This is a genomic window from Aeromonas sp. 130281, assembly GCF_056642115.1.
In genome coordinates this window covers 59,508-85,344 of sequence record NZ_JBWVQS010000010.1, presented here as the reverse complement: position 1 = coordinate 85,344, position 25,837 = coordinate 59,508, and the positions used below count along the sequence as shown (strand labels likewise).

Sequence of the window (25,837 nt, the reverse complement as noted above, 5' to 3'; positions counted from 1 at the left end):
TGCTGCGGGAGTGGAATTCTACTCAACCGCCTTCTCGAGTCAAGCCTTATTTTCAAAGGCTTTTCGAGGTTATCGACCGGGTTGTTTGCGTTGCCGCTTGCCCTGTCGATGTGGTGCATTATAGAGACATTGATCACATTGGCAAGCACTGACTGCAATAAAATTGCAAAAAAAGGCCATTTATTAGTTATTCATATCAAAACACAGCTTTTATACATACTTATCCACAGGCAACCGTTAAAAAGGGCTCTGATTGATGCTCTGCACTCCCCCACCACGGCAGGATCTCGACGCCGTCCAGGCCAGAAGCCAGTGCCTGTAGAGATACCTATATAAAGGAAAGCTGCAGAAGAGAGGCCATCAGGCCAGATCGGCTTCGGCGGCCCAGGCTGCGATCAGCTCGGCGGCGGCCAGGGAGCGGCAACCCGAGACATTCTGTCCGGCCCAGAGCGGCGAGAAGCCGCTGTCACCGACCTTTTCAGCAGCGGCGCGCAACGGGGCCACTGCGCCGCTGGCATGGGGGAAGTCAGGAGGCAGCGCCGAGAGAGGGCCAAGCTCCCGCATCAAACGATTCACTATCCCCCGCGCCGGACGGCCGCTGAACAGATTGGTCAGTGCGGTGTGCCGGCCATGGGCTCCCTGCAGCGCCGCACGGTGCAGGGGCGAGGTCGTCGCCTCGTGACAACAGAGGAATGCCGTTCCCATCTGGACTGCGCTGGCTCCCAGCGCCAGGGCGGCCTTGATCCCCTTGCCATCGACTATGCCCCCAGCGGCGATGACAGGCAGATCCACTGCCGCCACTATCTGTGGCAACAGCGTGAAGGTGCCCTGTTGCAGACCGAGATCCTGACTCAGGAAATGGCCGCGATGCCCTCCCGCCTCCAGCCCCTGGGCTATGATGGCATCGGCGCCATGGTGCGCCAGCCACTGCGCTTCCGCTACCGTGGTGGCGCTGGCAAAGACGCTTGCCCCCGTGGCCTTCACCCGGGCTAGCAACCCGGGCGCCGGCAGGCCGAAGTGAAAGCTGACCACGGCGGGTCTGAACTCGCCAAGCAGAGCGGCATGCTCCGCATTGAAGGGCGCGCGGCCGGGCGCCGTCGTCACGGCGCTGGCATCCACCCCGAACTCGGCATAGTAGGGAGCCAGCGCCTCTCGCCAGCGGTGCTCTTCGGCCGGATCAGGCTCACGCTGTCGATGGCAGAAGAAGTTGATGTTGAAGGGGCCAGGGCCACTGGCCACCAGCTGTTCCAGCGCCTTGCGCAGCTCGGCCGTGCCGAGCATGGCCGCCGGCAAGGATCCCAGGGCACCCGCCCCTGTCACCGCCATGGCCAGCTCAGCGTTCTGCACCCCGGCCATGGGCGCCTGGATGATGGGGTAGCGCATCCCCAGATCGGCAAACAGGCTCATGCGCCGCCCTCTCCTTCTGCGACGGAGGCCGCCATCTGACTGCGCGCCAGCGCTATGGCACCGTCTATGGCCCCTCTGGCCTGCGGGCTGTTCTGCCAGCAGGTCGCGCCCAGCATGCTGGCCACCAGCCGGACTATGTGGCCGCTATCCGCCTCGGCCAGCTCACTCAGGCTGTGGTAGCCCAGCTGTTCGAGCCGCCCGATGACGGTGGGGCCCACCCCTTTCACCCCGAGCAGCAGGCTGCGCTCCCGTGCCGAAAACTGTTTCACGTCGGTCATTGCAGAGCTCCTTTCCGATGACTGCAGTTGCACATCAGGCCCCCAAGAGGCCTGATGAAGATAACGAGGATCAGCGCACGCTGCGCAGCAGGAAGTCCGGCTGGCCGCAGGAGCGGCGCTCCCGCTTTTGCATCTCGTCCGAGCAGGGAACGGCATCCGTCCCTTCCTTGTTGATGCAGATGTAGATCTCCCGCAGGAAACGACCGCCGTCGGCGCAGGCCACCGTGATGGTATCGGGAGCAAGCCAGGGGTTGGCTGCGGCCAGATCCGCCTTGAGCTGGAAGGCACTCTTGCGCAGCGGCTCGACCGGGGATTGGTAGGCGGCCGGGACCCGCACCTTCTGGCGCAGATCCCTGGCCAGTTGGTGGAATGCCTGCTGGCTCAGGCCAGAGCAGGTGCCGTGCTTCTCCCACTCATGACCATAGAGGAAGCGGCTGGGGTAAAGACCGGCAAACGCCTGTTCCATGGCGGGATCCAGCCGCTCGCGGGTACAGCTGCCGGGATAGCCGCGCTGATACTGGGGCCAAAGCCCGTGCAGCACGAAGTCCAACTGGCGGCTGCACTGCTCTCGATCGGCCGGCTTGATGGCGCAGTGCTCCGGTGACCAGGAGAGCGCCAGGGCGTAGTAGTCAAACTCACCTGGCCGCCCCTTGGCCTGAGCGGCCTGGGCACACAGCAAGAACGCCGCCAGGAGCAGCATCATCTTCTTCATGTCATCGTCTCCGTCATCGCAGTCAGGCGCCCCCTTCTGGCGAGGAACACGCCCGTTTGTCAGGCCCCATGCTCCCATACAAGGGAGTCAAAGAACAACCATGCCAAATGCCCTTACCAAGAGTGGGTCAGACCAGTAAAGGGTTCCCCCACCCGGATCAGAGGCGTAAGCTGACTCTCCGGCGAGCCTCTGCGTCCCGCCATTTTCCCCGATTTCATCAGCAACAGGACATGCCATGATCCGCAAGAATCCCTCCGGTCACCTTCCCGTTATCGACGAGTCCGCCTACATCGACAAGACCGCCATCATCTGCGGCAAGGTGATCATCAAGGAGAATGTGTTTGTCGGCCCCTACGCCGTGATCCGTGCCGACGAGGTGGATGAGAGCGGCGACATGGAGCCCATCGTCATCGGTGCCAACTCCAACATTCAGGACGGCGTGGTGATCCACTCCAAGTCCGGCGCCGCCGTCACCATAGGCGAATACAGCTCCATCGCCCACCGCAGCATAGTGCACGGCCCCTGCGAGGTGGGTAACCGGGTCTTCATCGGCTTCAACAGCGTGCTGTTCAACTGCCACATAGGCGAAGGCTCAGTGGTGCGTCACAACTCGGTGATCGACGGCTGCGATCTGCCCCCCGGTTTCTATGTGCCCTCCACCACCCGCATCAACCAGCAGAGCGATCTGGCCCAGATCCCCCGCGTGACCGTGGATGCCACCGAGTTCTCCGAAGACGTGGCCCACACCAACATCGACCTGGTCAAGGGCTACAAGGCACTCTCCAACGAGTTCTGAGTCCTGCGGATCACGATGAGCAACAACGGGCGCCACGGCGCCCGTTGTCACGACTGTCAAGGCGGTGAAAAGAGGGTGTAAAGGTGATTGAGCCCGGCGCGCCAGTGGCGTTTGATGGGGTCATCCCATCAATGGAGTCACCATAATGTCACGCAACGCTCTCACTCTTGCCCTGCTGCTGGGCACCACGCTTGCTCATGCCGGCGAGATGTTCCCCCCCATGCCAGCTCGCCCCGGCAGCCAGATGCCGATGCCCCCCTCGGTGCTCTATCAGGCCAGCAAGCAGGGCTCTGATCCCCAGGCCCTGGCCCAGGCGCTGCTGAAGAACATTGCCGCCGCCGACCCAGATACCCGCTACGAGGTCATGGTCAGCGTGCGCGAGCTGCCACCTCAGCCCCCCAAACGCCAGGCCGCCGCCCCGCTCAAGGGTCAATAGCATGAGGATGTGTCACGGCGCCTGGTGGACACTGATCCTGACCATCAGCCTCCCCGTCCTCGCAGGCCCCGGCGACACGGGCAGGCATCAGGGAGGGCCACTATGTGGTGGTGACGCCACCGACCCGGGTATTGGCGGCGACGCCGGATGCGGGGCTCATCCCCCTGAATCTGGGGGTCGCCGCTACTGCCTCAGGGAGGGTCACGACTACCGGCGGGAGCTAGATGGCAGCTAGGTGGAAGTGCCGCCCCCCGCGCCGCGCCGATGGGCAACGAAACGGGCGCCGCGGCGCCCGTTGTTCGTCATCCTGACATGCCGGGGTTAGCCGGCCCGCACGCAAACGGCCCCGTGGGCCTCCTGTGGCAGATCGCCCATCACTTCGCCGTAACCCAGATCGAGCAGGGGAGCCTCCCCCTCGTCATTGGGTGCGTCACTGCTCCAGACCCGGCTGTAAAGCGGCCAGCCATGCTCCGTCAGCAGCTTCATCTCTTCGCCGGCCTGATGATAAGTGGCAAACAGGCTCGCCAGCTCATCGGCTCCCGGCAGGCGCCAGTCATCGTGACCGCGGGCCACCAGTTGCTGGCAGTACTCTCGCGCCCGCCCCTGGCTCATCACCACATAGTCGATGGCATAGGGGTTGTAGTCCCCGTCCTCATCCCTGGCGCTGCCCTCGTAGTCGATGCCGATCCGGTCGGCCTCGCCGCGGGTCAGCGGGCAGAGGAAGGAGAGCGCCCCCGCCGCCAGCTCGGGTTGATGGCAACCCAGGCCAAAGTCGGGCTGGGCATCCACCACCTGCACCGCCACCCTGAGGGTGTGGCTCCCCGCGCTTGCCTGCACGCTGGCAGACCCCACGGCCAGGGCCGTGATGACGCCACTGCCATCGACCCTCAGCCGCTCGGGATGATCGCTGCGCCATTGGACGGCCTCAAGCACCGGGGCCTCGCTGCCATCACTCAGCCGCAGGCCAGGTTGCAGGGAGAGGCTCTGCCCCACCTCCAGCCGGGGCTGGGCGGGCGTCACCACCAGCTCGACCGGGATGGCGCCGACGGCCTCCTCGTCATCCACCTGGCTCAGTCCCAGCTCGGCCACGGTGGCCGGGGTGCGCCTCGGCTCGAGGGAGGCTGCGCGCAGGAACTCGCCGATGGCCTCCAGCTCGTCGTTTGAGAGTCCCAGGGCATGAAGGCGATCCGAGGCCTTGGGGAAGAAGGGATCATGCACGTCCACCCCGGTCGGGAAGCCGACCCCGCTGCTCCACTTGGTGACGCCGAAGTTGTACATGGCCACCACCCCCTGCACCGAGCCACCGAGACGCTGGGCCAAGATGGGGAAGACGCCGTTGTGCATATAGGGACCGGTGAAGGCCACGTCCCTCAGGCTGGGGGTCTTGAACAGCCCCATGTCAGCCTTCAGTCTGGTCTGCAGGAAGCGGCCCCTGTCCTCGAGGTTGCGGCCGTAATAGGTCAGCCCCAGGCTCTCGAACTTGTGCTGACTCAGCAGAGGGCCCGAGTGGCAGTTCATGCAGCGCCCCTCGGTGCGAAACAGGTGCATGCCCCACAGCGCCTTGTCGCTCATCGCCTGCTCATCCCCCTTGACGAAGCGCTCCAGCGGGCTCTCGCGGCTGATGATGGTGCGCTCGAAGGTGGCGATGGCCTTGGCGACCCTATCCAGGGTGATGGTCTCGTCGCCGAAGGCGGCGGCAAAGGCGGCCGGGTAGTCGCTGCTTGCCCGCAGCCGGACCAGCAGTTCGTCGTGATCGAGGGCCATCTCCACCGGGTTGCTGATGGGATGGAGCGACTGCTCCTCCAGGGTGGCGACCCGTCCGTCCCAGAACTGGCTGCTGCCGTAACCGGCGTTGAGGATGGTCGGTGCATTGCGGGTCCCCTTCTGCCCCAGATGACCGACCGAGACACTCAAGCCGTCGCCCCACCCCTTCTGGGGATCGTGGCAACTGGCGCAGCTGATGTCGCGGGCCTTTGAGAGACCCTTGTCGAAGAAGAGTTGCTGGCCCAGCACCACCTTGGCCCTGCGGTAGGGGTTGTCGGCCGGGAAGGGCATGGCGGGCAAGGGGCCCAGCTCCTGCCACTCCACCCCCTCGTCCACCATCGCCGCCGGCCACTGGCCCGGGTCGCCGGCATATTGTGCCCGCAGGGAGAGCAGATCCGGCATCTCGCTGCTGCGATCCACCGAAGGGCGTACCGGATAGGGGGAGAGCGCAAACCAGAGCAGGCTGGCCTCCCCCTCATCGCGCCACGCCTTGGTCAGCGGCTGGTAGAGCCGCGCCAGCCCGGTGCCATCTTGCAACCAGATCCACTCGGGCAACGGGATGGTGTTGGGATAGCGCCACCCCAGCTTGTCGCTGCCAAGCAGGCGCTCGAATTCGGCCAGGGTCGGCAGGCGCCATGACTGCTGGCCGCAACTGCTCGGCGGCACCAGCGCCGCTCTCGTGACACGGGCCGAGGCGGCAAAGCCCTCCCCCGGCAGCCAGAATTGGCTGCCCTTGACCCCGGTGGCGGAACGGGCATCGTGCAGACAGTGCCAGGCCCCCCGGGTCAGCAGGCGGCCCTGCTCATCCAGTCGCAGCAGCTCGGCGGTCTCCGGCTCCTCCGGCATCACGGGGCTGGCCGGATAGAGCTGCAACCGGGCGGCCTGGATCGCCTCCCCGTTGCTGCGGCGATACCAGTTGCGGGCGGCGCTGTCGTCCCGCAGGGCCAGCAGCATCTGCCAACTGTCGGGATAGTTGAGCTCGGCCCCCAACCGCTGGGCCCTCAGCAGGGCCGCATACTCCTGCATGTCGGCCTGCTGTTGCAGGCGGATCTCGCCGGTCAGCCCCCACTCCCCCATCTCCAGCACGGCGTCCCCGTTGCGATCTGCCAGCAGGAAGAGCGCCGTCTCCTCCTCGTCGAGCCGCAGGGAGGGGGTGACGCGCCGGGCCCGGGACTCACCGGCCGCGAGATCCGCCACCCGGGCCGTGCTGGCCCGCAGTATGTATCCCTCCTGCTCCCCGACCAGCTCAAGGGGCGCCGTCAGCAGCAGGCCGGCTGGCAGCGTCAGGGTCGGGTTGCCCTGACCGCTCAGGGTTGCACTCGTCTCCATGCCGGTGGCGCGCTGGCGCAGGCTCAGGGTGGCCCCGGATGCCAGCCGCTCGCCGATATCAATGGTCAGGGTCAGCTCGGCCCGGGTATGGGTCTGCTCCGGGGGCGTCACCGGCGGGGTGACGGGCGGCGGGGTGACAGGCGGTGTAACAGGCGGTGTGACAACGGGAGGCGTGACCGGCACGTCGGGATCCTGGCCCTCGCTGCGGTTGTCATGGCAGGCACTCAGGGCCAGCAGGCTGGCCAGCAGGAATATGGGTTTCATCGTGTTGATTGGAGTGGTCGGACAAGCCGGCGATTATCCAGTCAAATGCCAATCATTATCAATCGCTTCTTGGCGATATATTTTTAATCTGGCCCCAGGCAGGGCAGGGTGATGGTGACCAGCAAGCCCCCTTGCGGCCGGTTGTGCGCCTCTATGCTGCCCCCCTGCAGGGTCACCGCCTTGCGGGCGATGGCGAGCCCGAGCCCGTACCCCTTGCCCGCCCTGGCCGAGCCGATCCGCACGAAGGGATCGAAGATGCCAGCCAGCTTGCCCTCTTCCACCCCGGGCCCCTGATCGGCGATCGCCAGCTGCACCTCATGACCCAGCCGGGTCAGCTGGACGCTGACCGTCTGCCCCGGCTGCGAGAAGCGCAGGGCATTGCGCACCACGTTCTCGACGGCGCGGCGCACCAGCTCGGCCTGGCCCAGCAAGAGCCAGGTCTCTCCCTGTGCCTGCCTAAGCGCGATCTGCACCCCGGATTGCTGGGCCTCGAACCTGGCATCCTGGAGCAGGGTCTCCACCAGTGCCAGCAGATCGTAGTGGCCCTGCTCCAGACCATGGCCCTGCTCGGCGCGGGAGAGGGTCAGCAGCTCCCCTATCATCCTGTCCATCCGCTCCGTCTCGAGCCGGATCCGCGCCAGGGAGTCGTTCGCCTTGTCCGGGCTCTGCTCCGCCAGGCCTATGGCCATCTGGATACGTGCCAGCGGGGAACGCAGCTCGTGGGAGACGTCGTGGAGCAGTTGCTCCCGGCCATCCACCAGCTGCTGCAACCGCTCCACCATGAGGTCAAAGTCCCGCGCCACCTCGGTCAGCTCATCCCGGCGCCAGCGCAGGGCGGGCAGCAGCCTTACCCCGAGCTCGCCCCTGGCCACCTGGCCGAAGCTGCGGCGCAGGGCGTTCATCGGTCGGGTCAGGTGCCAGGCAAACAGTATGCTGAACAGCAGGCCCCCCAGGCCGCCAATCCAGAGCATGGGGGGCGGAATGTTGAGCCAGGAGAGGGGACCGGGCTCTGGCCCTCTGGCGAGCCAGTCCGGATCGGGGCTGGCACGCAGCAGGTAGCGGTGCCCATCCGCCGCCGCGACGGTGCGCGTCAGCACGGGGGCGGCCCCGGGCGACAGCGCCTCGCCCCCAGGATAGAGGGGGGCTATCTGCAGCCGTGCCCCGGCCGGCATGGCCTTCATCAGGGCCGTCACGGCCGGCATGCCTCCCTGGGCCAGCACGGCCGCCGCCATCTCCAGATGCTGGCTCGCCAACTGCTGGGCGAGGCGCTCTTCCGGGCGCTCGCGCTCTGCGCGAAAGCCAAGCCAGAGCAACTGGCTGACCACCACTATGGTCAGCCAGAAGCCCAGCAGTATCTTCCAGAACAATCGCCCCTTGAGGATCACAGTATCTTGTACCCTATGCTGCGGACCGTCTCTATGGTGATGGCCTCCCCCACCCTCTGCTGCAACTTCTGCCGCAGGTTGCAGATGTGCACATCGACGCTGCGATCATAGGCCTCCCGGGGGCGCCCGACCCCCTGCAGGGAGAGGATGTCCTTGGTGACGACCTGCTCCGGGGTGCGCAGCAGCAACACCAGCATGTTGAATTCGGTGGCGGTCAGCTCCACCGGCTCCCCCTGCCAGAGGCAGACCCGGTTGGCCGGGCTCACCACAAGGGCGCCCAGGGTGAAGGCCTCGGGCGCAGGCGCCAGGACGCCCCCCTCGTTGACCCGCCGCAAGACGGCCCGCAGCCGGGCCACCAGCTCCCTGGGGTAGCAGGGCTTGGGGACATAGTCATCGGCTCCCATCTCCAGTCCCACCACCCGATCCACATTGTCCCCCTTGGCGGTCAGCATGATGATCGGCAGGCGGCTGCGCTGGCGCACCTGGCGCAACACCTCGGTGCCGCCCAGATCTGGCAGCATCACATCCAGCACCAGGGCGCTGTAACGGCCGGAGAGGGCATGACGCACCCCCTCCCCCCCGGTCAGCACCTGGGTGGTCTCAAACCCCTCACCCCCCAGGTATTCACTCAGCATGGCGCCCAGTTCGGCGTCATCATCCACCAGCAGGATCTTCATAGACAGTCTCCGTTATCGGCGGCCATTCTCGCCGCTTCCTGCGCCCTTGGCAGCCACTTTTACGAAACCCTTACGCTTGTCGCAAAGAGCCTTAACCCGACTCTGGGATAGAGTGCCGCCCTGATCGTCACTCTGGATACAGCTTGCCATGCCCACGCTCTCCCCCCGCCTGTTCTGGCTACTGCCCCTGTGCGCCCTCGCCCTGCTGCTGGCCTGGCGCCCCCAGGCCAGCAGTCCTGCCAGCGACTACATCACGGCCACCGCAAAGACCCGGGATCTGGAGCAGCTCATCATGGCGGACGGCACCCTGAAGGCGCGCAAGCAGGTGAGCGTGGGGGCTCAGGTCTCCGGCCAGATCAAGAAGCTGCACGTCATCCTGGGTCAGGAGGTCAAGCAGGGGGAGCTGCTGGTCGAGATCGACGATCTGCCCCAGCAGAACGCCCTCAAGGATGCCCAGGCCCAGCGCGACAACATCCAGGCCCAGCTGGATGCCAAGGAGGCCACCCTTCGCAACGCCCGCCTAGTCTACCAGCGCCAGCAAAACATAGTCGCAAGAGGGCTTGGCAGCACCGCCGACCATGACAGCGCCAAGGCCACCCTGGACGAGACCCTGGCCGACATCCGGGCCCTCGCGGCCCAGCGGGTGCAGGCCGGGATCGCGGTGGACACCGCCAGGGTCAACCTGGGCTATACCCGGATCCTTGCCCCCCTCTCCGGCACTGTGGTGGCCCTGCCGGTGGAGGAGGGGCAGACCCTCAACGCCAGCCAGAGCACCCCCACACTGCTCAAGATTGCCCAGCTCGACACCATGACGGTGGAAGCCAGGATCTCCGAGGCCGACGTCATCAAGGCCAGGGTCGGCATGCCGGTCTATTTCACCATTCTCGGTAACAGCCAGCGCCGCTTCGAGGGTTCCCTGCGGGCCATAGAGCCCGCCCCCGACACCATCAACGACGAGGAGACCAGCAGCAGTGACAGCAGCGCCATCTACTATCACGGCCTGTTCGATGTGCCCAACCAGGACGGGGAGCTCAGGATCAGCATGACGGCCCAGGTCTATCTGGTGGCCGCACGGCTCAAGCAGGCGCTGGTGATCCCGGCCATCGCCCTGCAGGGGGACAGGGTCCGGGTGGTCGATGACGCGGGCAAGACCAGCCTGCGCCGGGTCAGCGTCGGCCTCAACAACAAGGTGGATGCCCAGATCCTCGATGGGTTGAGCGCCGGTGAGCGGGTGATCGTCAGCGAGATGAGCGTAAGCCAGTCCGCCGCCGGGGGCATGCCGCCCCCCATGGGGATGTGATCATGGAGACCTTGCTGCAACTGCGGGGCATCCGCCGCCACTTCGGAGAGGGTGAGCGCACCGTCACCGTGCTGGACGGCATCGATCTGGCGATCGCCCGTGGTGAGATGGTGGCCATCGTCGGCGCCTCAGGCTCCGGCAAGTCCACCCTGATGAACCTGCTGGGCTGCCTGGATCAGCCGAGCGAGGGAGCCTATCTGGTGGCCGGGCGCGACACCGCCACCCTCAGCCGGGACGAGCTTGCCGCCCTTCGGCGGGAACACTTCGGCTTCATCTTCCAGCGCTATCACCTGCTGGCGGATCTCGACGCCCGTGCCAACGTGGAGGTGCCCGCCCTCTACGCCGGGCTGGATCCGGTCGCCCGTCGCCAGCGCTCAGAGACCCTGCTGACCCGCTTCGGCCTCGCCAGCCGGCTCAGCCACAAGCCGAGCCAGCTCTCCGGCGGCCAGCAGCAGCGAGTCAGCATAGCCCGCGCCCTCGTCAACGGCGGCGAGGTGATCCTGGCGGACGAGCCGACCGGGGCCCTCGACAGCCAGAGCGGCGCCGAGGTGATGGCGAGCCTCCAGGCCCTGCATCGTCAGGGGCACACCCTGGTGATCGTCACCCACGACATGGAGATCGCCCGCCACGCCGAGCGGATCATAGAGCTAAAAGATGGCCGGGTGATCGCCGATCGGCGCACTCGCGAGCCCGAGCCCCTCCCCCAGGCTTCCCAGGCCGCCACCAAGACGTCCGCCAGGGGGAAGACCCCGCTGATGGCGGGGCTCGGCAATGCCCTGCAGATGGCCCTCAAGGCCATGGTCGCCCGGCGTCTGCGCACCTTTCTCACCATGCTCGGCATCATCATCGGCATCGCCTCCGTGGTGACCGTGGTGGCCCTCGGCCAGGGCTCACGGCAGCAAGTGCTTGAAAACATCAACGCCATGGGCACCAGCACCCTGGAGGTGTTCCCGGGCCGTGGCTTCGGCGACCTGCGCTCCGCCGCCATCCAGACCCTGAGGATCGGGGACGCCGAGGCCATAGCCCGGCTGGACTATGTCGACAGCGTCACCCCCAGCCTCAGCACCAGCGTCACCCTGCGCCTTGGCAGCACCGCCGTCTCCGGCACCATCAACGGGGTCGGCGCCGGGTTCTTCCAGGTCAGGGGTTATCGCCTGGCCCAGGGCATGGGCTTCGATCGCCAGAGCGAGGAGACCCTGGCCCAGGAGGTGGTCATCGACGAGCACACCCGGGACAAGCTGTTCGCCCCGACCCAGTCCCCCCTCGGCCAGGTGATACTGCTGGGGGATCTGCCCTGCCGGGTGATCGGGGTCGCCGTCAAGAGCCGGAGCGGTTTTGGCAGCGACGAGACCCTCAACGTCTGGATCCCCCATACCACCGCCATGAGCCGCCTGCTGGGACAGAGCCATCTGCGCAGCATCAGCGTGCGGGTGCGGGACGAGGTGAGCCTGAACGCCGCCCAGGACGGCATCAGCCGCCTGCTCGCCTTGCGCCACGGCAGCCAGGACTTCTTCCTGCTCAACACCGACAGCATTCGCCAGACCATGACCCAGACCAGCGCCACCCTGACCACGCTGATCGCCCTCATCGCCCTCATCTCCCTCATCGTCGGGGGCATTGGGGTGATGAACATCATGCTGGTCTCGGTCACAGAGCGCACCCGGGAGATAGGGGTGCGGATGGCGGTCGGGGCCCGAGCCCGGGACATCCAGCAGCAGTTCCTCATTGAAGCCGTGCTCATCTGCCTGCTGGGGGGCATGCTCGGCATCGCCCTCTCCCTGCTGCTGGGCCAGCTGCTCGAGCACCTCGGCAGCGGCGTCCGGATGATCTACTCCCTCCCCGCCATGGGGATGGCCTGCTTCTGCGCCAGCCTGATCGGGGTGATCTTCGGCTTCGCTCCGGCCCGCCGGGCCGCCAGGCTGGATCCCATCCACGCTCTGGAGCGCGAATAGCCCGCATTGACGTCGGGGTGATGCCACTCCCCCAGATACCGGACAGGGGGCCGATACCCGGCCCCGCCACCAAGCCTGAACGCCCGCTCTTCTTCCCAGACTGCGCGGGTTCTTTGACCGGGTCCCGTACCCGGTCTTTTTTTTGTCTCCCCCCAGCCAGGCCAACGACAGAGCCGCCCGAAGGCGGCTCTTTTCATCAAAGGCAAGGCGGTCATCTGTGGCCATCAGGCCCCTATGATGCCGCCATCGTCCCGGGTGATGCGCAGCACGGCGGATCGGGGAATGCTGGTGCCGCCGTCCGGGAAGTGGGAGGGGGCCAGCTCCTCCCCCGGGTGCTGCACCCCGACGAACAGGGTGCGCCAGTCCGGGCTGAAGGTGAGGCCCGTGATCTCGCAGGCCACCGGGCCGGTCAGGAAGCGGCGCACCTCGCCGCTCGCCGGATCCGCGCACAGCATCTGGTTGTTGCCCATGCCGGCAAACTGCTTCTCGTTGGAGTAGTCGCCGTCGGTCTGGATCCAGAGCCGCCCCGCCTCGTCGAAGCCGATGCCGTCCGGGCTGTTGAACATGTTGTCCTGGGTGATGTTGGCACTGCCCGCCATCAAGCCCTCTTTATGCACGCCGGGGTTGCCCGCCAGCAGGAAGAGATCCCACTCGAAGCTGTCACTGCCGTGATCGCCCGCGGCCGGGCGCCAGCGGATGATCTGGCCATAGGGGTTCTCGGCCCTGGGGTTGGCGCCGTCCAGGGGCTGGTTCTCCTTGAGGCCGCGGTTCTTGTTGTTGGTCAGGGTGCAGTAGACCTCGGCCCTGTGGGGATGCACGGCCACCCACTCCGGCCTGTCCATGGTGGTGGCCCCCAGCCGGGTCGCCGCCTCCCGGGCGAAGATGAGCACCTCCCCCTGATCGGCGAAGCCGTTCTCCCGGGTCAGGCCGTGCTGGCCGTGCACCAGGGGCAGCCACTGGCCTGTGCCCTTGAGCTCCCCCTCTTTGGCGTCGAAGCGGGCCACATAGAGGGTGCCCTCGTCCAGCAGATCCCGGTTGGCGGCATCGTTGCCCGGCGCCACCTTGTTCTTCGAGACGAAGCGATAGATGTGCTCCCCCCGCTCGTCATCGCCGAGGTAGACCACGGCGCGGCCATCCTGGTTGACGGTGAAGGCTGCATTCTCATGCTTGAAGCGGCCAAGGGCGGTGCGCTTCTTCGGGGTGGAGGCGGGATCCTGCGGATCTATCTCCACCACCCAGCCGAAGCGGTTCGGCTCCTGGGGGTGTTTGGCGAGATCGAAGCGCTCGTCGAACCTGTGCCAGCCAAAGCCCGCGTCCTCGGCGGCCAGGCCATAGCGGGCGGCGCGCTGGTCCAGCACCGGCTTGCCCGCACTGCCGAAGTAGCCGTTGAAGTTCTCCTCGCAGGTGAGGTAGGTGCCCCAGGGGGTCTGGCCGTTGGAGCAGTTGTTGAAGGTGCCAAGGGCGGTGCGCCCCTCGGGATCGGCCTGGGTCTTGAGCAGGGCATGGCCCGCCGCCGGGCCGCTCAGTGTCATGGGGGTGGTGGCGGTGATGCGGCGGTTGAGGGCCCCCTTGGGATTGGCCTGCCACTTGCCATCTTTGCGTACCAGCTCCACCAGGGAGACCCCGTGGGCCGCCTGGGCCTTGGCGACGGCGTCGGCACTGAGCACCTTGCCGCCATCCGCAAACAGGTATTCGTAGTTGGTGTATTCGTTGTTGACGGCGAGCAGGGCACGATCCGGCCCCAGGGGGAAGAAGCTCATGCCGTCGTTGTTGTCGCCAAACTGGCGGGCCTGGGCCCTGGCGTCATTGCTCTGGGCAAAGGCGGGGGCATCGGCGAACAGGGCATCCCCCCAGGCGATCAGCACCTCGGCCTTGTAGCCGGGTGGCACCACTATGGTGTCGGCCACCGAGGCGGGCACGGCCTGGAAGCCGAGCAGCGGCTGGGTGGCGGCGGCCACGGCGCGGGCCACCGGATGTGCGGCAAAAAACGCCACCATGCTGGCGGCGCCAACCCCCTTGAGGAAGCCCCGGCGGCTGAGGCCGGCCTCGATCAGGCGGTTGAACTCCGGCTCCTGCTCCCGGGGGTGGTTGGCACTGTCTCTCTCGTCAAAACGGCTCATCGGCTTTTCCTTGTTATCTCAGCGCAATCATTGCGTCATCACGGCGTCCGGCCACAGCATGGCGGCACTTTATTAAACGAAGATGACAACTGATGAGATAGCCGTCTGGCCCGGCAAGGCGCACCGTCCAGAACAAGGGGCGGTGGACACGAGTCCCACCGCCCCAGGAGAGGCATCGCTGATAGAGAGGCTAGCCCTGGCCGCATTTTTTCAGGCTGATATGCCCGTTTGTACCGGATTTCACCCGCTGGCAACCGCCCTCTAGCCGAACTTCTTCAAGCTGATATGCCCGTTTGTACCGGATTTCACCCGCTGACTGCCTCCCTCTAGCCGCATTTTTTCAGGCTGATATGCCAGTTGGCGCCGGATTGCACCTGATGTTTTGCAGCGAAGCTCTCCATGTTCAGGGCCACCGACACCTGCAGCAGGCTGTTGAGGTAGACCAGGGGCTGGCCCTCCGGCACATCGCCAAAGCTGCTGACGTAGGGGGCCTTGCCCTCGTATTTGAGCGCATCCCCTTCGCTTATCCTGATGCAGGCGTTGTCCCCCTTGTGGATCCCCGCCCTGGTCAACAAGGTGTCGTCGATGTTGGTCCAGACGTTGCCGTACTGCACATCCAGAATGGGGATGTTGCCCTTCAGGGTGCCATCGGCCTCGGCCACCGCCGGCTGGTAGGGGATGGTCACCACCTCGGCGGGCAGTTTGGGCCCCACCTGCTCGAAGCTGATGGCGCCGGAGGCGAGTCGCGCTCCCGTGTAGGCGTAGACGTCGCGACCGTGGAAGGTGTAGGACTTCTCGGAGCCCTTGAGGCGGTTGCGCTTCTCGTCGATCTGGCGCACGGTGTCGATGCCGAAGTGCTCCGCCACCAGGGTCAGGGTGCCGTTGTCCGGGCTGACGATGTAGTGGCCGCTCTTGGTCTTGAGCACCACGGACTTGCGATCCGTGCCCACACCGGGATCCACCACGCTCACGAAGACGGTGCCCTTGGGCCAGTAGTTGAGGGTCTGATAGAGGCGGTAGGAGGCCTCCCAGATGTTGTAGGCCGGGATCTCGTGGGTCAGATCCTGCAGCGGCAGGGTGCGGTCCACCCCGAAGGCGACCCCCTTCATGGCGGAGACGGCGCCATCCTTGAGGCCGAAATCGGTCTGGAACACCAGGGCCTCGCTGGCGAAGGCGCCAGCCCCCACCAGGGAGAGGGCGAGCACGAGGGCGCGGGGAGCGGTACGAATATCCATATCAGGACTCCTTGTGAGGGATGCGACAGAGAAACAGAAATCTAGACGTCCAGAATGCCATTTCATACCCCCTTTGCAACCCCTGATGCCCGAATGGGGGGAAAGCACTCGCCAGAGTGCTCCGCCGGGTGTATCCATGGGCATTCGAAGGCAGGAGAGCACCACATGACAGTAGAGAAACGCGACACCATTTTGCTGAGCCTGGGAGAGACCCAGAGCCGGGTGCAGATCACCGGGGCGGACGGCACCAGCCAGACCTTTTCACTGGCACTGGGGCTCACTGCCCTGACCCCGGGCCCCTTTCGCCGGGACCCGCCGAGCGCCCTGGAGCTGGAGCAGGCCATCCTGGTAGCGGAGGATCCGCCGAGCGCCCTGGAGCTAGAGCAGGCCATCATGGTGGTGGAGGATGTGCTGATGCCCCTCGCGGCCCGGATCCCGCCCCACCCCGTGCTGCACCTGCACAGCCCCGTGCCCCTGGCCGAGCCCCTGGGCAGCCGGGTGCAGAGCAGGGAGAACATAGAGCGGCTGTTCGGCCAGCTGGTTGCCATAGTGGAGGGGGATCCCCTGGCATCGGCCCAGTTGCCGAAGGATCGCCGTTTCGCCGCCGCCCTGCTGATCCTGCGGGAGTGGATGCACCACCTGGATGCCGGCAGCGTCGTCCTGGTCGATGCATGATGCTCTCGTCAGGCGGCGGGCTCGAAGCGATGCCGTGACAGGGCCCAGGCCAGCCCAAGGCTGGTCAGGGTGCTGCCGACGAACAGCAGATCCAGCGCCGCCAGGAGGCCTGCACCGTCGCTCACCCAGCCCAGCAGCGCGGGCACCCAGTTCGCCACATAGGCGATCACATAGAAGAGGGAGACCAGCCGCGCGTGGCTGGCAGGGGGAGCGATGCGATTGATCAGGGTCGCACTGCCCACAAACACGGCCCCCTGGGCGTAGCCCGCCACCAGCAACCCGAGTCCCGCCAGCCAGCCTGGCAGGCCGTGCACGGCGCCGGCAAACAGCAGCACGCAGAGCGCCAGGGCCAGAGCGCCGCTTTGCAGGGTATGGCGGGCATCGAGGCGACGGGCCCAGAGCTGGCAAAGCCCGGAGAAGACCAGATAGGCCGCGACGAGATAGCCGAACAGCCCCAGATCCCTCATGCCCAGCAACTGACTCACCACCTTGGGGCCGATGGCCAGCAGGCTGGCCGCCACCGCCCAGGCGGTGAAGAGCGCCAGGGCGCAGAGAAAGAACCCGGCCCCCGTGGCCCTGAGCCCCTCCCCCAGAGATCCCCCACCCGGCCCGCTCGGGCCGGCCACCGTCGTCCTGGCGCCACTTGGCCAGCTCAGCACCAGGCCCGCGATGGCGCAGCTCGCCATCCCCAGGATCAGCAGGAAGGGCAAGGTGGTCGGGTAGAAGTCCAGTTGCAGCGCCAGGCCGCTGAACACGGGACCGAGGGCCAGCCCGGCGGTGAAGGAGAGGGTGGCGCTCAGGGCCGCCCGCTTGCCGCCATCCTGGGGGCCAAAGCGCAGCAGCGCCACATTGGCGGCGCCGGTCAGGCTGCCCGTGCCAATCCCGGCCAGGACCCGCCCCAGCAGCAGGGACCAGAAGCTGTCGGCCAGGGAGAAGAGCAGGGCTCCGCCCGCGACCGCCAGCAGGGCAGGCAGGATCAGTATGCGCAGATCCGCCACCCTTCCCGCCAGGTTGCCCACCCCGAACAGGGCGATCAGCACTCCCCCCGCATAGCCGCCATAGATGAGGCTGAGGCCGAGATCGCTCAGGGCTAGCGCCGCCTGGTAATGGGGATAGAGCGGGGTGGGCACGCTGCTGTTGAGCAGGGCCGACATCAGGGCCAGGGCCAGAAACCCGAGCAGGCGGGGGCGAACATCGACCTTGCTGCCGTGGGCAGCAGTTGGGGCGCAGGGGGATGACATCAAGACTCCAATCACAGACAGGGGAAGCGCTATCGGGAGCGTCATCATAGCGATCCCGCCCGCCCCGGGCTGCGGCAGTTCTGCATCATGGCGATTCAAATTTGCATCACCTTGGCAATTGCGCTCCATCCCTTGAGTGGCCCCAGAGAGCGGGATCGGGCGGCCCCTTGTGCTGCCGCCCCCTCTGACATCTAATACTCCGGCGCCAATCGGGCGTCCTGCTTGAGCAAGGAGCAAGCATGATCAACTGGGATGACGCCCGCTTCTTTCTGGCCCTTGCACGGCGGGGCAGCCTGCGCCGGGCCGGCCTCGAACTCGGGGTCGATCAGGCCACCGTCGGGCGGCGGGTCGGCCTCTTCGAGCAGCAGTTGGGGGCCAAGCTGTTTATCCGCACTCCCAGGCACTATCGGCTCAGCCCCCTGGGGGAGGCGCTCTTGCCCCAGGCACAGGCCATGGCGCAGGCGGCCCTGGCCATGGATCGCGCGGCCAGCCTGGGGGAGCTGGAGGGGGAGATCTGCATCGCCACCACGGACACCCTGGCCCAGGGCTTCGTGCTGCCAGCCTTCAGCCTGCTGCGCCAGCGCCACCCCGGCATCCGCCTCAAGCTGCTGACCGCGGTCAGCGTGAGCGACATCCCCAATCAGGAGGCGGACCTCGCCATTCGCAGCGTGCGCCCCGAGCAGGGAGATCTGGTGGTCAAACGGCTCGCCACCATCAGGATGGGGCTCTACGCCTCCCCCGACTACCTGGCCCGCCGCGGCACACCCCGCTCGGGTCAGGCGCTGCAACAGCACGACCTGCTGCTCTTTCCCAGGGAGCTGGTGGCCCGCCACTGGCTGAGCCTGTGCGGCGAACCCCTCCATGAGCCCAATGTGGTGCTGCAGAGCAACGCCCAACTGGTGCTGATGGGGGCGGCCCGCCAGGGGCTCGGCATCGCCCTGCTCTCCACCTTCCTCGCCGAGGAGGACCCTGGCCTGGTGCGCCTGCTGCCTGACCAGCACGACCCCATCGACATCTGGATGGTGCTGCACCCGGATGTGCAGAAGACGGGGCGGATGCGCGCCCTGGTGGCCGCCCTGGAGGAGGTGTTCCAGCGCCATCAGGAGACCCGGTCCCCCACCCTCCCCGCCACGCCAGCCCAAACGCACACCGATTGAGCGGCTATGCCCAACGGCATTCTCCATGGCCCCTACTCGCCGAAGTCCCAGACAAGATAAGGCACAGCGCCGCTGTACGACAGAGGGCGTCATGCCCTCTGATTGCCCCCATCCCCGCCAGTTTGCCTTCCCCGACCACCAAGGCTGGGTATGACCGTCTATCTTGTTGATATTGGCGGTTCATTTCTCGTGTACCGGTTGTTCAGGCCCCCCAATTTCGTCTGGTGATGCCAGGCAAAATCAGTTACAAGAAAGTCCTCTGTCACCACCCGGGAGCGTTATGGCATGGCGGGATCACTGTTGCGCACCCTGCCCCGCAGGTGGCTGATGCGATTCACACTCCTCTGCCTGGCGCTGGCGGGGCTGGGGCTGGTGTTCAACTACACCTACCTCAGCATCAGGCACGACATGCAGCTCATCACCGCCAAACAGCCGAACCTGTTCGAGGTGTTCTATCAGCGGGCCCGCGTGCTGGCGCCAGAGAAACTGGCCCGATTCATCGACAACAGCAGCATCAAGACGCCCATCTTCAGCGAGAACGGGGATGCGACTGCCTATGCCTATGGCTATGATCTCGCCACCCTGGCTCGCCTGGCGGTCATCCCCATACTGCCGCCCGCCAACCAGATGCTCACCGCCTACCAATATGTGCTCTCCTACCCCGAGGTCCTCAACCTCTACGCCCTCTATAACGATCGTCGCATGCTTGGCATGGTGACGGACAAACGGATGCTTCCGAGCCAGTTGCAGCCGGTCAACACCAACCTCAATGACATCGAGCCCTGGACCCACTATTTCGGCTGTGCCTTCTTCGCAGCCACCCATGTGCCCTGCAGCACGGATGAGGCCTGGGTGTCGGACATCTACACCGACACCTTCACTGGGTTGCAGAACATCACCCTCTACTTCCCCTTCGTCTTCTACGATTCCGCCATAGCGGACTACCGCTATGGCCTGACGGGCATAGACATCGCCATCGACGAGGCCTTCAAGGATGTGTTTCACCCCTTCGAGGGGCTCAATCCCACTCGCACCGTCATCTCTTTCGAGGAGGTCGAACCCTGCCGCCCCTGGCATCTCTGCCTGAATACCCGCTTCATGCAGACCAAGGCCGGCAACGACCTCTTTCTCAAGTGGTCATACAGCTACGGCGATGTCGTCCGGGCCGTGCTCTATGGCCCGGCCTTCAAGCTCTATCTGATCGCCCTGCTGCTGCTGATGCTGACGGGGCGGGGCATCTACAGTCGCCTGCGTACCCTGGCACTGACCGATCACCTGACCCGGCTGCCGAGACGGGACATCCTGGAGCAGGGCCTGCTGCAGGAGCACGACTACCTGATGCTGCTGGACATAGACAACTTCAAGTCCATCAACGATACCCATGGTCACGGGGTGGGAGATCTGGCCCTCGCCGCCTTCGCCCGTCATCTGACGACCAATATGCGCAAGGGGGACAAGGCCATTCGCTGGGGGGGCGAGGAGTTTATCGTCCTCTACAAGGGACTCAACGACGAGGCCAGCATGCGCCAGACGGTGGCCCGCCTGCTGGCATCACAGCTGGTGATCCCGGAACTGCCCGCCCCCATCACCTTCTCGGCGGGCATCATCCGCATCCGCGATTACCTGACGGTCGCCGAGGCCACCGATCTGGCCGATGCGCTGCTCTACCACGTCAAGCAGCATGGCAAGCACAACATCGCCTTCTACTCTGGGCAAAGCATCGGGCTCATCAGACCCCTCGAGATGCAGGGCCAACCGGCAAAACCCAGGGAGCCAGGCTGACCCTGCCAGCGGCGCCTTCCCATGACGCCGCAATCGCCTTCTGCTCCGGGGGGCGCTTCTGCTACCATCCCGGCCACTATCATTGTTTCCGTCACGGCCCTGGCCGCGATAACCCCACACTGGTGCCCTATGTCCATTGCCTCCTTTGCCGAACTGGCCCTCTCCCCCCGCCTGCAACAGACCTTGCGCGAGCTGGGTTATGCCGCGCCGACCCCTATTCAGGCCAGCGCCATCCCTCTGATTCTCGCGGGGCGGGATCTGATGGCGGGGGCCCAGACCGGCACCGGCAAGACCGCCGCCTTCGTGCTGCCGCTGCTGGAGCAACTGATGCAGCAGCCAGCAAGCGAGGCTCCGCGCCCCATCCGTGCCCTGGTGCTGGTGCCAACCCGCGAGCTGGCGGTGCAGGTCGCCGAGAGCGTGGCGCGCTACGGTCAGGGGACCGGCCTCACCAGCACGCTAGTCTACGGCGGGGTCAGCATTGCCGCCCAGGTCGACGCGCTGAAAGACGGGGTGGATCTGCTCATCGCCACCCCGGGCCGCTTGCTCGACCATCTGCGCCAGGGGGCCCTGAGCCTTGAAAGCCTTGGCCATCTGGTGTTCGACGAGGCGGACCGCATGCTCGACATGGGCTTTATGGACGAGATCAAGGCCCTGCTCAGACAGATACCGGCGGATCGCCAGACCCTGCTGTTTTCGGCCACCTGCGACGACAACCTCTTTGCCTTGAGCCGGGTGCTCTTGCGCGACCCGGCGCTGATCGAGGTGGCACCGCGCAACACCACGGCCGCCGAGGTGGAGCAGCGGGTCTATGCGGTGGATGGGGATCGCAAGCTGGCGCTGGTCGAACACATGTTGACCGTGAAGGGCTGGGCACCGGCCCTGATCTTCAGCCGCACCCGCCAGGGGGCGGACAAGCTGGCCCAGCAGCTCGGCAAGGCGGGCATCAATGCGCTTGCCTTCCACGGCGATCTGTCGCAGAGCGCCCGGGAGAAGGTGTTGCTGGAGTTTCGCGCCGGCACCCTGCAGGCCCTGGTCGCCACCGACGTGGCGGCTCGCGGCCTCGATATCAGCGATCTCAACTATGTGATCAACCTGGAGTTCCCCCATCAGCCTGAGGATTACGTCCACCGCATAGGTCGCACCGGCCGCGCCGGCAACAAGGGGCTCGCCATCACATTGTTCAGCCCGGAAGATGCGCCCCTGCTGGAGAAGGTCGAAGCCGTGCTCGACACCCGCTTGCCCCAGCAGTGGTTCCCGGGCTTTGAGCCGGATCTCACCCGCTTCGACCCCGAGCCGCGCCGCAGCGGCAAGGGGGCCCAGAAGCAGAAGGCCAGAAAGCAGGCCCTCGCGGGCAACAAGGGCGGCAAAGGGCGCAAGCCCTGATACCGGGGTCTTGCGGGGGGCTCGGCCATGCGGGCCCTCCGCTTTCTCACTATCCTGGTTCGGATGAAGGGCTGGCTTCCGTTCTTCGACCGTGCTCCTGCCTGCGCCCTCCTGCTCTTCCCCCTTCCTCTGGCCCGGCGACCCTTTGCCACAATCTGCTACAAAAGAGGTAGTTAAGGGGCACGCTCTTGCCACAAAGGGGGCGTGCAATGGAGGCATGGACAAGGAGGACATCATGAAACCCGCATCCCTCGTCTGGGCCCTGCCCCTGACTCTCACCCTGCTCTGGCTCGCAAGCCTCACCCAGTGGCCCGCCAGCTTCTGGCCCTGGCGCCATGAGCTGCTGATCCTGACCGGTCTGCTCGGCCTCGGCGCCATGACACTCTCTTTGCTGCTCGCCCTGCGCCTGCCGAGGCTAGAGGCCTGGTGCGGCGGGCTGGATCGCATGTTGCACCTGCATCGCAGCAGTGCCCTCTGGGCCACCGGCACCCTGATGGCCCACTGGCTGCTGGTGGAGGCGCCCAAGTGGGCCGTCGCCGCCGACTGGCTGACCCGACCGGCGCGCCGCGGTGCTGGTGCTGGTGCTGGTGCTGGTGCTGGTGCTGGCAACGATGCCCTGTGGCACAGCCTCGGCAATACCCTGGGGGAGTGGGGTTTCTATCTGCTGCTGGCCCTGGTGGTGGTGAGCCTGCTTGCGGTGGTGCGCTACGAGCGCTTCAGGGTGGTCCACCGGCTGGCCCCGGTCATCTATCTGATGGGCTGGCTGCACGGACTCTGCCTGCTGCCGCGCATCGGCGCCCTGACCCCGGTCGGCCTGACCCTGCTCATCGGTGGCGGGCTGGGTGCTCTGGGGGCGCTCTACTCCCTGTTTGGCCGGGTGGGCCGGGACGCACGCCGCCAGGGGGTGGTCAGCGCCCTCACTCCTCTGGACGAGCGCACCCTGGAGATCCGGGTTGGCCTCACCGCGCCCCTGCACGGCTATCGCCCCGGACAGTTCGCCTTCTTCGACTTTGCCGGGCGCGGCGAGCCCCACCCCTACACCCTGGTCAATGTCTCGGCAGACTGCCGCACCCTGACCCTGGCGGTACGCGCCCTCGGGGATCACACCCGCTGGCTGCACCGCCACCTCAGGGTCGGCGATGCGGTCATCGTGACCGGCCCCTATGGCGCCTTCGCCCTGCCAGATCCGGCCCCCGCACTCTGGGTGGGCGTCGGTATCGGCATCACCCCCTTCGTCGCCTGGCTGGAGGCCCTGGTACGCAATGGCGAGACACGTCCTGGCACCACCTTGCTGCAATGCGCCCCCACCGCCGAGGCCGCCCCCTATCACGTTCATCTGGCCGAGCTGTGCCGCCGGGCCGGGGTCGACTACCGGCTGCACCTGGAGTCCGAGCGCGGCCGGCTGGATCTGGTCGCCCTGGGTGAGCGCCAGCACACTCCCGTCTGGTTCTGCGGCCCCGAGCCCATGGCCCAGACCCTGGATGCCCATCTGGCCACCCCGCTGCACCGGGAGCTGTTTCGCTTTCGCTGACCTTCGACACACCTCACCGCGTCACCCGAGACATAAAAAGGGCTTCCCGAGGGAAGCCCTTATCGTCACCCAGCTGGTATCAGTCGCGGCTCACCGTGAGCGTCACAAAGCCACGGTTGTTCTCGTAATATCCCCAGGCATCGTTGGCAAAACAGTAGAGATAACCGCTCTTGGTCGGCGTGATGCTGACCTCTTTGCCGATGACAACAGTGCTGTGTGGTACCGGCGTTCCATCCTCCCCCGGGTTTCCCCCGTCAGCGATCACCCCTATCAGGGCAAACCATTCGGCATCGTCTACCCGCTTGGTGATGGGAATATTGGCCTGGCTGTTGCGTGTCATTTTGCCGTAAAAACGCTCTATCTTGCCAAGCGCATCACCCAACAGGTGTGCAAGCGCCTTGTCGCGCACCCCCTCGGGGCCCGCCGGCACGTGGGAGTCATGCCACTCACCATGAGCGCTGAAGCGGTAATGGCGGCCTGCCTCCAGATAGATACCTGTCCAATACCAGGGGTGACGGGCATAGACATCCAGGGTGATCGAACCTTCCGTTGACCACTCCTTGGTTGGCAGATAGGGAAGCTGATTGATGGGAGAGAGCTTGCGCCGACCATCCACTGACTTGTGGACCTCGGCGGAGTGAAGATTCGGCAAGCTGCGCGGCGAGGTGAGCAAGAGCTTCATTAGACCGACGTGGGATTCGTGCAGCAGGCCGGCAGGATCGGGAGCAATCTGTGAACCAGCAGACTCCCTGAACACCAATCCATACTGGCCAGCCTCCTTCATCATCCAGGCCAGAGTGATATCCGAAAGCCCGTGTTCCTTGTAGCCGCCACCCACGTCGCTATGAACCCCGGCAAACCAGATCTGCTGCATGTCTCGCCCTGGGGCCGGATCCCAGAGGGTCGGCGTGAAACTGCCTCGTTTCTCGTCGATAGCGACGGCATGGCGCGCCGTCTTGATATGCTGGCCAAGCTGGACGTCGTGAAAACGGTAGTTGTCGGGACGGTCGAGCAAGTTCAGCAATCCCTTGTCATCGGGAATACCGAGAGCGCCGACGGTATCCCATACCCCAATGAAGCGGATAGCCTGAGAGTTTGGGTAAAAAGTGAGATCCGCCAAGAGCTGCTTCTTGCGATATCCCTGATCGTAAATCCGCTCCACCACCTCGCCCATCCCTTCGTCAGAGGCGAATCGGACTATGCCGCATCGCCCAATCATGCCCCCGAGGCTACGGGCCGTGAACGCACCACGACTAAAACCAAACAAGAAGAGCTCATCCCCCTCTTGGTAGTGGGTTGCCAGCCACTGGTAGCAATCGCGAATATCTTCGCTGAGCCCAAGCCCGATCGTGCCTCCCATCACCTTGTCGACCAGACCACCACTGCCAACCCCGCTCTGGTAGCGGGTGAGCTGGGTTTCGTCACACCGCAGGGCATTGAAGAGCTTGAATACATTGGTAGGCGCCAGCACACCGTCATCTTTGTTGTCTTCGCTGTTCCAGGTTCCATCACAGCAAACAATCAATTTTCTAGCCATCACGCACTCCTTACGCAGGGATATCACGGTTACCACCTCGGTACCGTATGACGCTTTATGCTAGTCCATCCATTGGCGACCCCACTGTTGTTACATCACGTTTGTTCCTCCAAGAGCACAAAGTAGTTAAGAGATTTCTTCTTTGAAGAGACACAGGCCGGGCACTGCTGCACCGGCCTTTTCGGGTCATTTTCGCCATGGGCTGACTATCCTCAACAGGGTCTTGTCCCCAATGTGGAGCTACCCATGGATCGCTACTACAAACACCTGGCCATCAGCGGCCTCATCTCCTTCGGAGGCCTTGCCCTGATACTGCTGCTGCAAACCATCCCGCTCATTTCCAACATCATGACCGCCATCTTCTTCGCCGGATCGGTGGGGGCCGTCATCAACAACTATTACCGTCTCGCCAGGCTGCACGACAGCGGTGCCATCACCCACATCAGCCAACCCCGGGTGATCGTGACGCAGTTTTATGTCTCCCTGCTCTTTTCAGGCATTCTCGGTTTTATCGCCTACGGGCTCTTTGCCAGCAGCCTGCTGCAGGGGGATCTGTTCCCCAAGTTCAAACACATGGAGCACCCCTATGTCTCCTTGCAGACCCTGCTGACCCTGGCCTCTCCTGCAACCAATCTGGATGCCGCCAAGGCCGTCATCTGGGCCTTTATCGCCGGTTTTTCCGAGCGATTCGTCCCCAATGCCATCGACGCCCTCACCAAGGCTGTGCCCCCCTCAGGGCAAGATGCTTCCCAATAAGGGCCTTGGTGAGTAAGGCATCCCCACCCAACGTGCAGGCACGGGCGGGTGAAGCACGCTGGCGCCGTCTGTTGTTCTCGTATCGCCATCACGGGCCAGCGCCTTACCCCCCGGTGTCAA

Annotated in this window: 20 protein-coding genes; 10 read left to right on the top strand and 10 right to left on the bottom strand. The window is 65.4% G+C overall.

All coding sequences use genetic code 11. The annotated features are described in order from the left end of the window. Positions 1-360: 360 nt before the first annotated feature. The 3 genes from AC1IN8_RS19320 to AC1IN8_RS19310 form a co-directional block, all read right to left on the bottom strand. A complete protein-coding gene (locus tag AC1IN8_RS19320) occupies positions 361-1,407 on the bottom strand; it encodes an NAD(P)H-dependent flavin oxidoreductase (protein WP_479760189.1) in 1,047 nt (348 codons plus the stop codon). Next, positions 1,404-1,685: a helix-hairpin-helix domain-containing protein gene (locus AC1IN8_RS19315; protein WP_429110368.1), complete on the bottom strand. Its 282-nt coding sequence runs from the start codon at positions 1,683-1,685 to the stop codon at positions 1,404-1,406. The genes AC1IN8_RS19320 and AC1IN8_RS19315 overlap by 4 nt, the downstream gene beginning before the upstream one ends. 70 nt (positions 1,686-1,755) lie before the next feature. Further along, on the bottom strand, positions 1,756-2,397 hold the full coding sequence (locus tag AC1IN8_RS19310) for a ribonuclease T2 family protein (protein WP_479760186.1): 642 nt from the start codon (positions 2,395-2,397) through the stop codon (positions 1,756-1,758). Positions 2,398-2,632: 235 nt separating this feature from the next. Between AC1IN8_RS19310 and AC1IN8_RS19305 the strand changes: the two genes are divergently transcribed. Beyond that, positions 2,633-3,193, top strand: coding sequence for a gamma carbonic anhydrase family protein (locus AC1IN8_RS19305; RefSeq protein WP_106884870.1), 561 nt, complete (start codon positions 2,633-2,635; stop codon positions 3,191-3,193). Positions 3,194-3,338: 145 nt separating this feature from the next. Further along, a complete protein-coding gene (locus AC1IN8_RS19300; RefSeq protein ID WP_247627798.1) occupies positions 3,339-3,629 on the top strand; it encodes a hypothetical protein in 291 nt (96 codons plus the stop codon). A 321-nt stretch (positions 3,630-3,950) separates the two neighbouring features. Here AC1IN8_RS19300 and AC1IN8_RS19295 read toward each other — a convergent pair whose 3' ends face one another. The 3 genes from AC1IN8_RS19295 to AC1IN8_RS19285 all read right to left on the bottom strand — a co-directional run bounded on the left by AC1IN8_RS19295 (position 3,951) and on the right by AC1IN8_RS19285 (position 9,048). Beyond that, positions 3,951-6,986 carry a cytochrome c peroxidase gene (locus tag AC1IN8_RS19295; protein ID WP_479760185.1) on the bottom strand — a complete coding sequence of 1,012 codons (3,036 nt, stop codon included), beginning with the start codon at positions 6,984-6,986 and terminating at the stop codon, positions 3,951-3,953. An 83-nt stretch (positions 6,987-7,069) separates the two neighbouring features. Beyond that, positions 7,070-8,353, bottom strand: coding sequence for a sensor histidine kinase (locus AC1IN8_RS19290; RefSeq protein WP_479760184.1), 1,284 nt, complete (start codon positions 8,351-8,353; stop codon positions 7,070-7,072). 14 nt (positions 8,354-8,367) lie between these two features. After that, positions 8,368-9,048, bottom strand: coding sequence for a response regulator transcription factor (locus AC1IN8_RS19285; protein WP_247627802.1), 681 nt, complete (start codon positions 9,046-9,048; stop codon positions 8,368-8,370). A gap of 148 nt (positions 9,049-9,196) precedes the next feature. Between AC1IN8_RS19285 and AC1IN8_RS19280 the strand changes: the two genes are divergently transcribed. Both AC1IN8_RS19280 and AC1IN8_RS19275 read left to right on the top strand, forming a co-directional pair. Beyond that, positions 9,197-10,348, top strand: a complete 1,152-nt coding sequence (locus tag AC1IN8_RS19280) for an efflux RND transporter periplasmic adaptor subunit (RefSeq protein ID WP_479760183.1) — start codon at positions 9,197-9,199, stop codon at positions 10,346-10,348. Beyond that, a complete protein-coding gene (locus tag AC1IN8_RS19275; protein ID WP_479760192.1) occupies positions 10,348-12,300 on the top strand; it encodes a MacB family efflux pump subunit in 1,953 nt (650 codons plus the stop codon). Before AC1IN8_RS19280 ends, AC1IN8_RS19275 begins: the two co-directional genes overlap by 1 nt. A gap of 224 nt (positions 12,301-12,524) precedes the next feature. Here the strand turns inward: AC1IN8_RS19275 and AC1IN8_RS19270 are convergent, their stop codons facing one another. Together AC1IN8_RS19270 and AC1IN8_RS19265 are read right to left on the bottom strand one after the other, a co-directional pair. Then, positions 12,525-14,420, bottom strand: a complete 1,896-nt coding sequence (locus AC1IN8_RS19270; protein ID WP_479760182.1) for a PhoX family protein — start codon at positions 14,418-14,420, stop codon at positions 12,525-12,527. Positions 14,421-14,746: 326 nt separating this feature from the next. After that, positions 14,747-15,655, bottom strand: coding sequence for an SAM hydrolase/SAM-dependent halogenase family protein (locus tag AC1IN8_RS19265; RefSeq protein ID WP_479760180.1), 909 nt, complete (start codon positions 15,653-15,655; stop codon positions 14,747-14,749). Positions 15,656-15,820: 165 nt separating this feature from the next. Here AC1IN8_RS19265 and AC1IN8_RS19260 point away from each other — a divergent pair, with 165 nt between their 5' ends. After that, a complete protein-coding gene (locus AC1IN8_RS19260; protein ID WP_479760178.1) occupies positions 15,821-16,330 on the top strand; it encodes a hypothetical protein in 510 nt (169 codons plus the stop codon). Positions 16,331-16,338: 8 nt separating this feature from the next. Here the strand turns inward: AC1IN8_RS19260 and AC1IN8_RS19255 are convergent, their stop codons facing one another. Then, a complete protein-coding gene (locus tag AC1IN8_RS19255; protein ID WP_479760176.1) occupies positions 16,339-17,574 on the bottom strand; it encodes an MFS transporter in 1,236 nt (411 codons plus the stop codon). Between the two features lie 236 nt (positions 17,575-17,810). On the opposite strand from AC1IN8_RS19255, the gene AC1IN8_RS19250 reads away from it, so the two are divergent. The 4 genes from AC1IN8_RS19250 to AC1IN8_RS19235 all read left to right on the top strand — a co-directional run bounded on the left by AC1IN8_RS19250 (position 17,811) and on the right by AC1IN8_RS19235 (position 23,424). After that, positions 17,811-18,728: a LysR family transcriptional regulator gene (locus AC1IN8_RS19250; RefSeq protein WP_202047883.1), complete on the top strand. Its 918-nt coding sequence runs from the start codon at positions 17,811-17,813 to the stop codon at positions 18,726-18,728. A gap of 327 nt (positions 18,729-19,055) precedes the next feature. Continuing rightward, on the top strand, positions 19,056-20,510 hold the full coding sequence (locus AC1IN8_RS19245; protein WP_479760175.1) for a GGDEF domain-containing protein: 1,455 nt from the start codon (positions 19,056-19,058) through the stop codon (positions 20,508-20,510). A 129-nt stretch (positions 20,511-20,639) separates the two neighbouring features. Next, complete coding sequence (locus tag AC1IN8_RS19240) at positions 20,640-21,893, top strand: DEAD/DEAH box helicase (protein WP_479760173.1); 1,254 nt, start codon at positions 20,640-20,642, stop codon at positions 21,891-21,893. A gap of 217 nt (positions 21,894-22,110) precedes the next feature. Then, positions 22,111-23,424 (top strand): ferric reductase-like transmembrane domain-containing protein, encoded by a 1,314-nt coding sequence (locus AC1IN8_RS19235; protein ID WP_479760171.1) that lies wholly within the window; start codon positions 22,111-22,113, stop codon positions 23,422-23,424. 79 nt (positions 23,425-23,503) lie between these two features. Here the strand turns inward: AC1IN8_RS19235 and AC1IN8_RS19230 are convergent, their stop codons facing one another. Further along, positions 23,504-24,961 (bottom strand): DUF2235 domain-containing protein, encoded by a 1,458-nt coding sequence (locus AC1IN8_RS19230; protein WP_479760169.1) that lies wholly within the window; start codon positions 24,959-24,961, stop codon positions 23,504-23,506. 246 nt (positions 24,962-25,207) lie between these two features. Here AC1IN8_RS19230 and AC1IN8_RS19225 point away from each other — a divergent pair, with 246 nt between their 5' ends. After that, complete coding sequence (locus AC1IN8_RS19225; RefSeq protein WP_139439668.1) at positions 25,208-25,717, top strand: hypothetical protein; 510 nt, start codon at positions 25,208-25,210, stop codon at positions 25,715-25,717. The last annotated feature ends 120 nt before the right edge of the window (positions 25,718-25,837 follow it).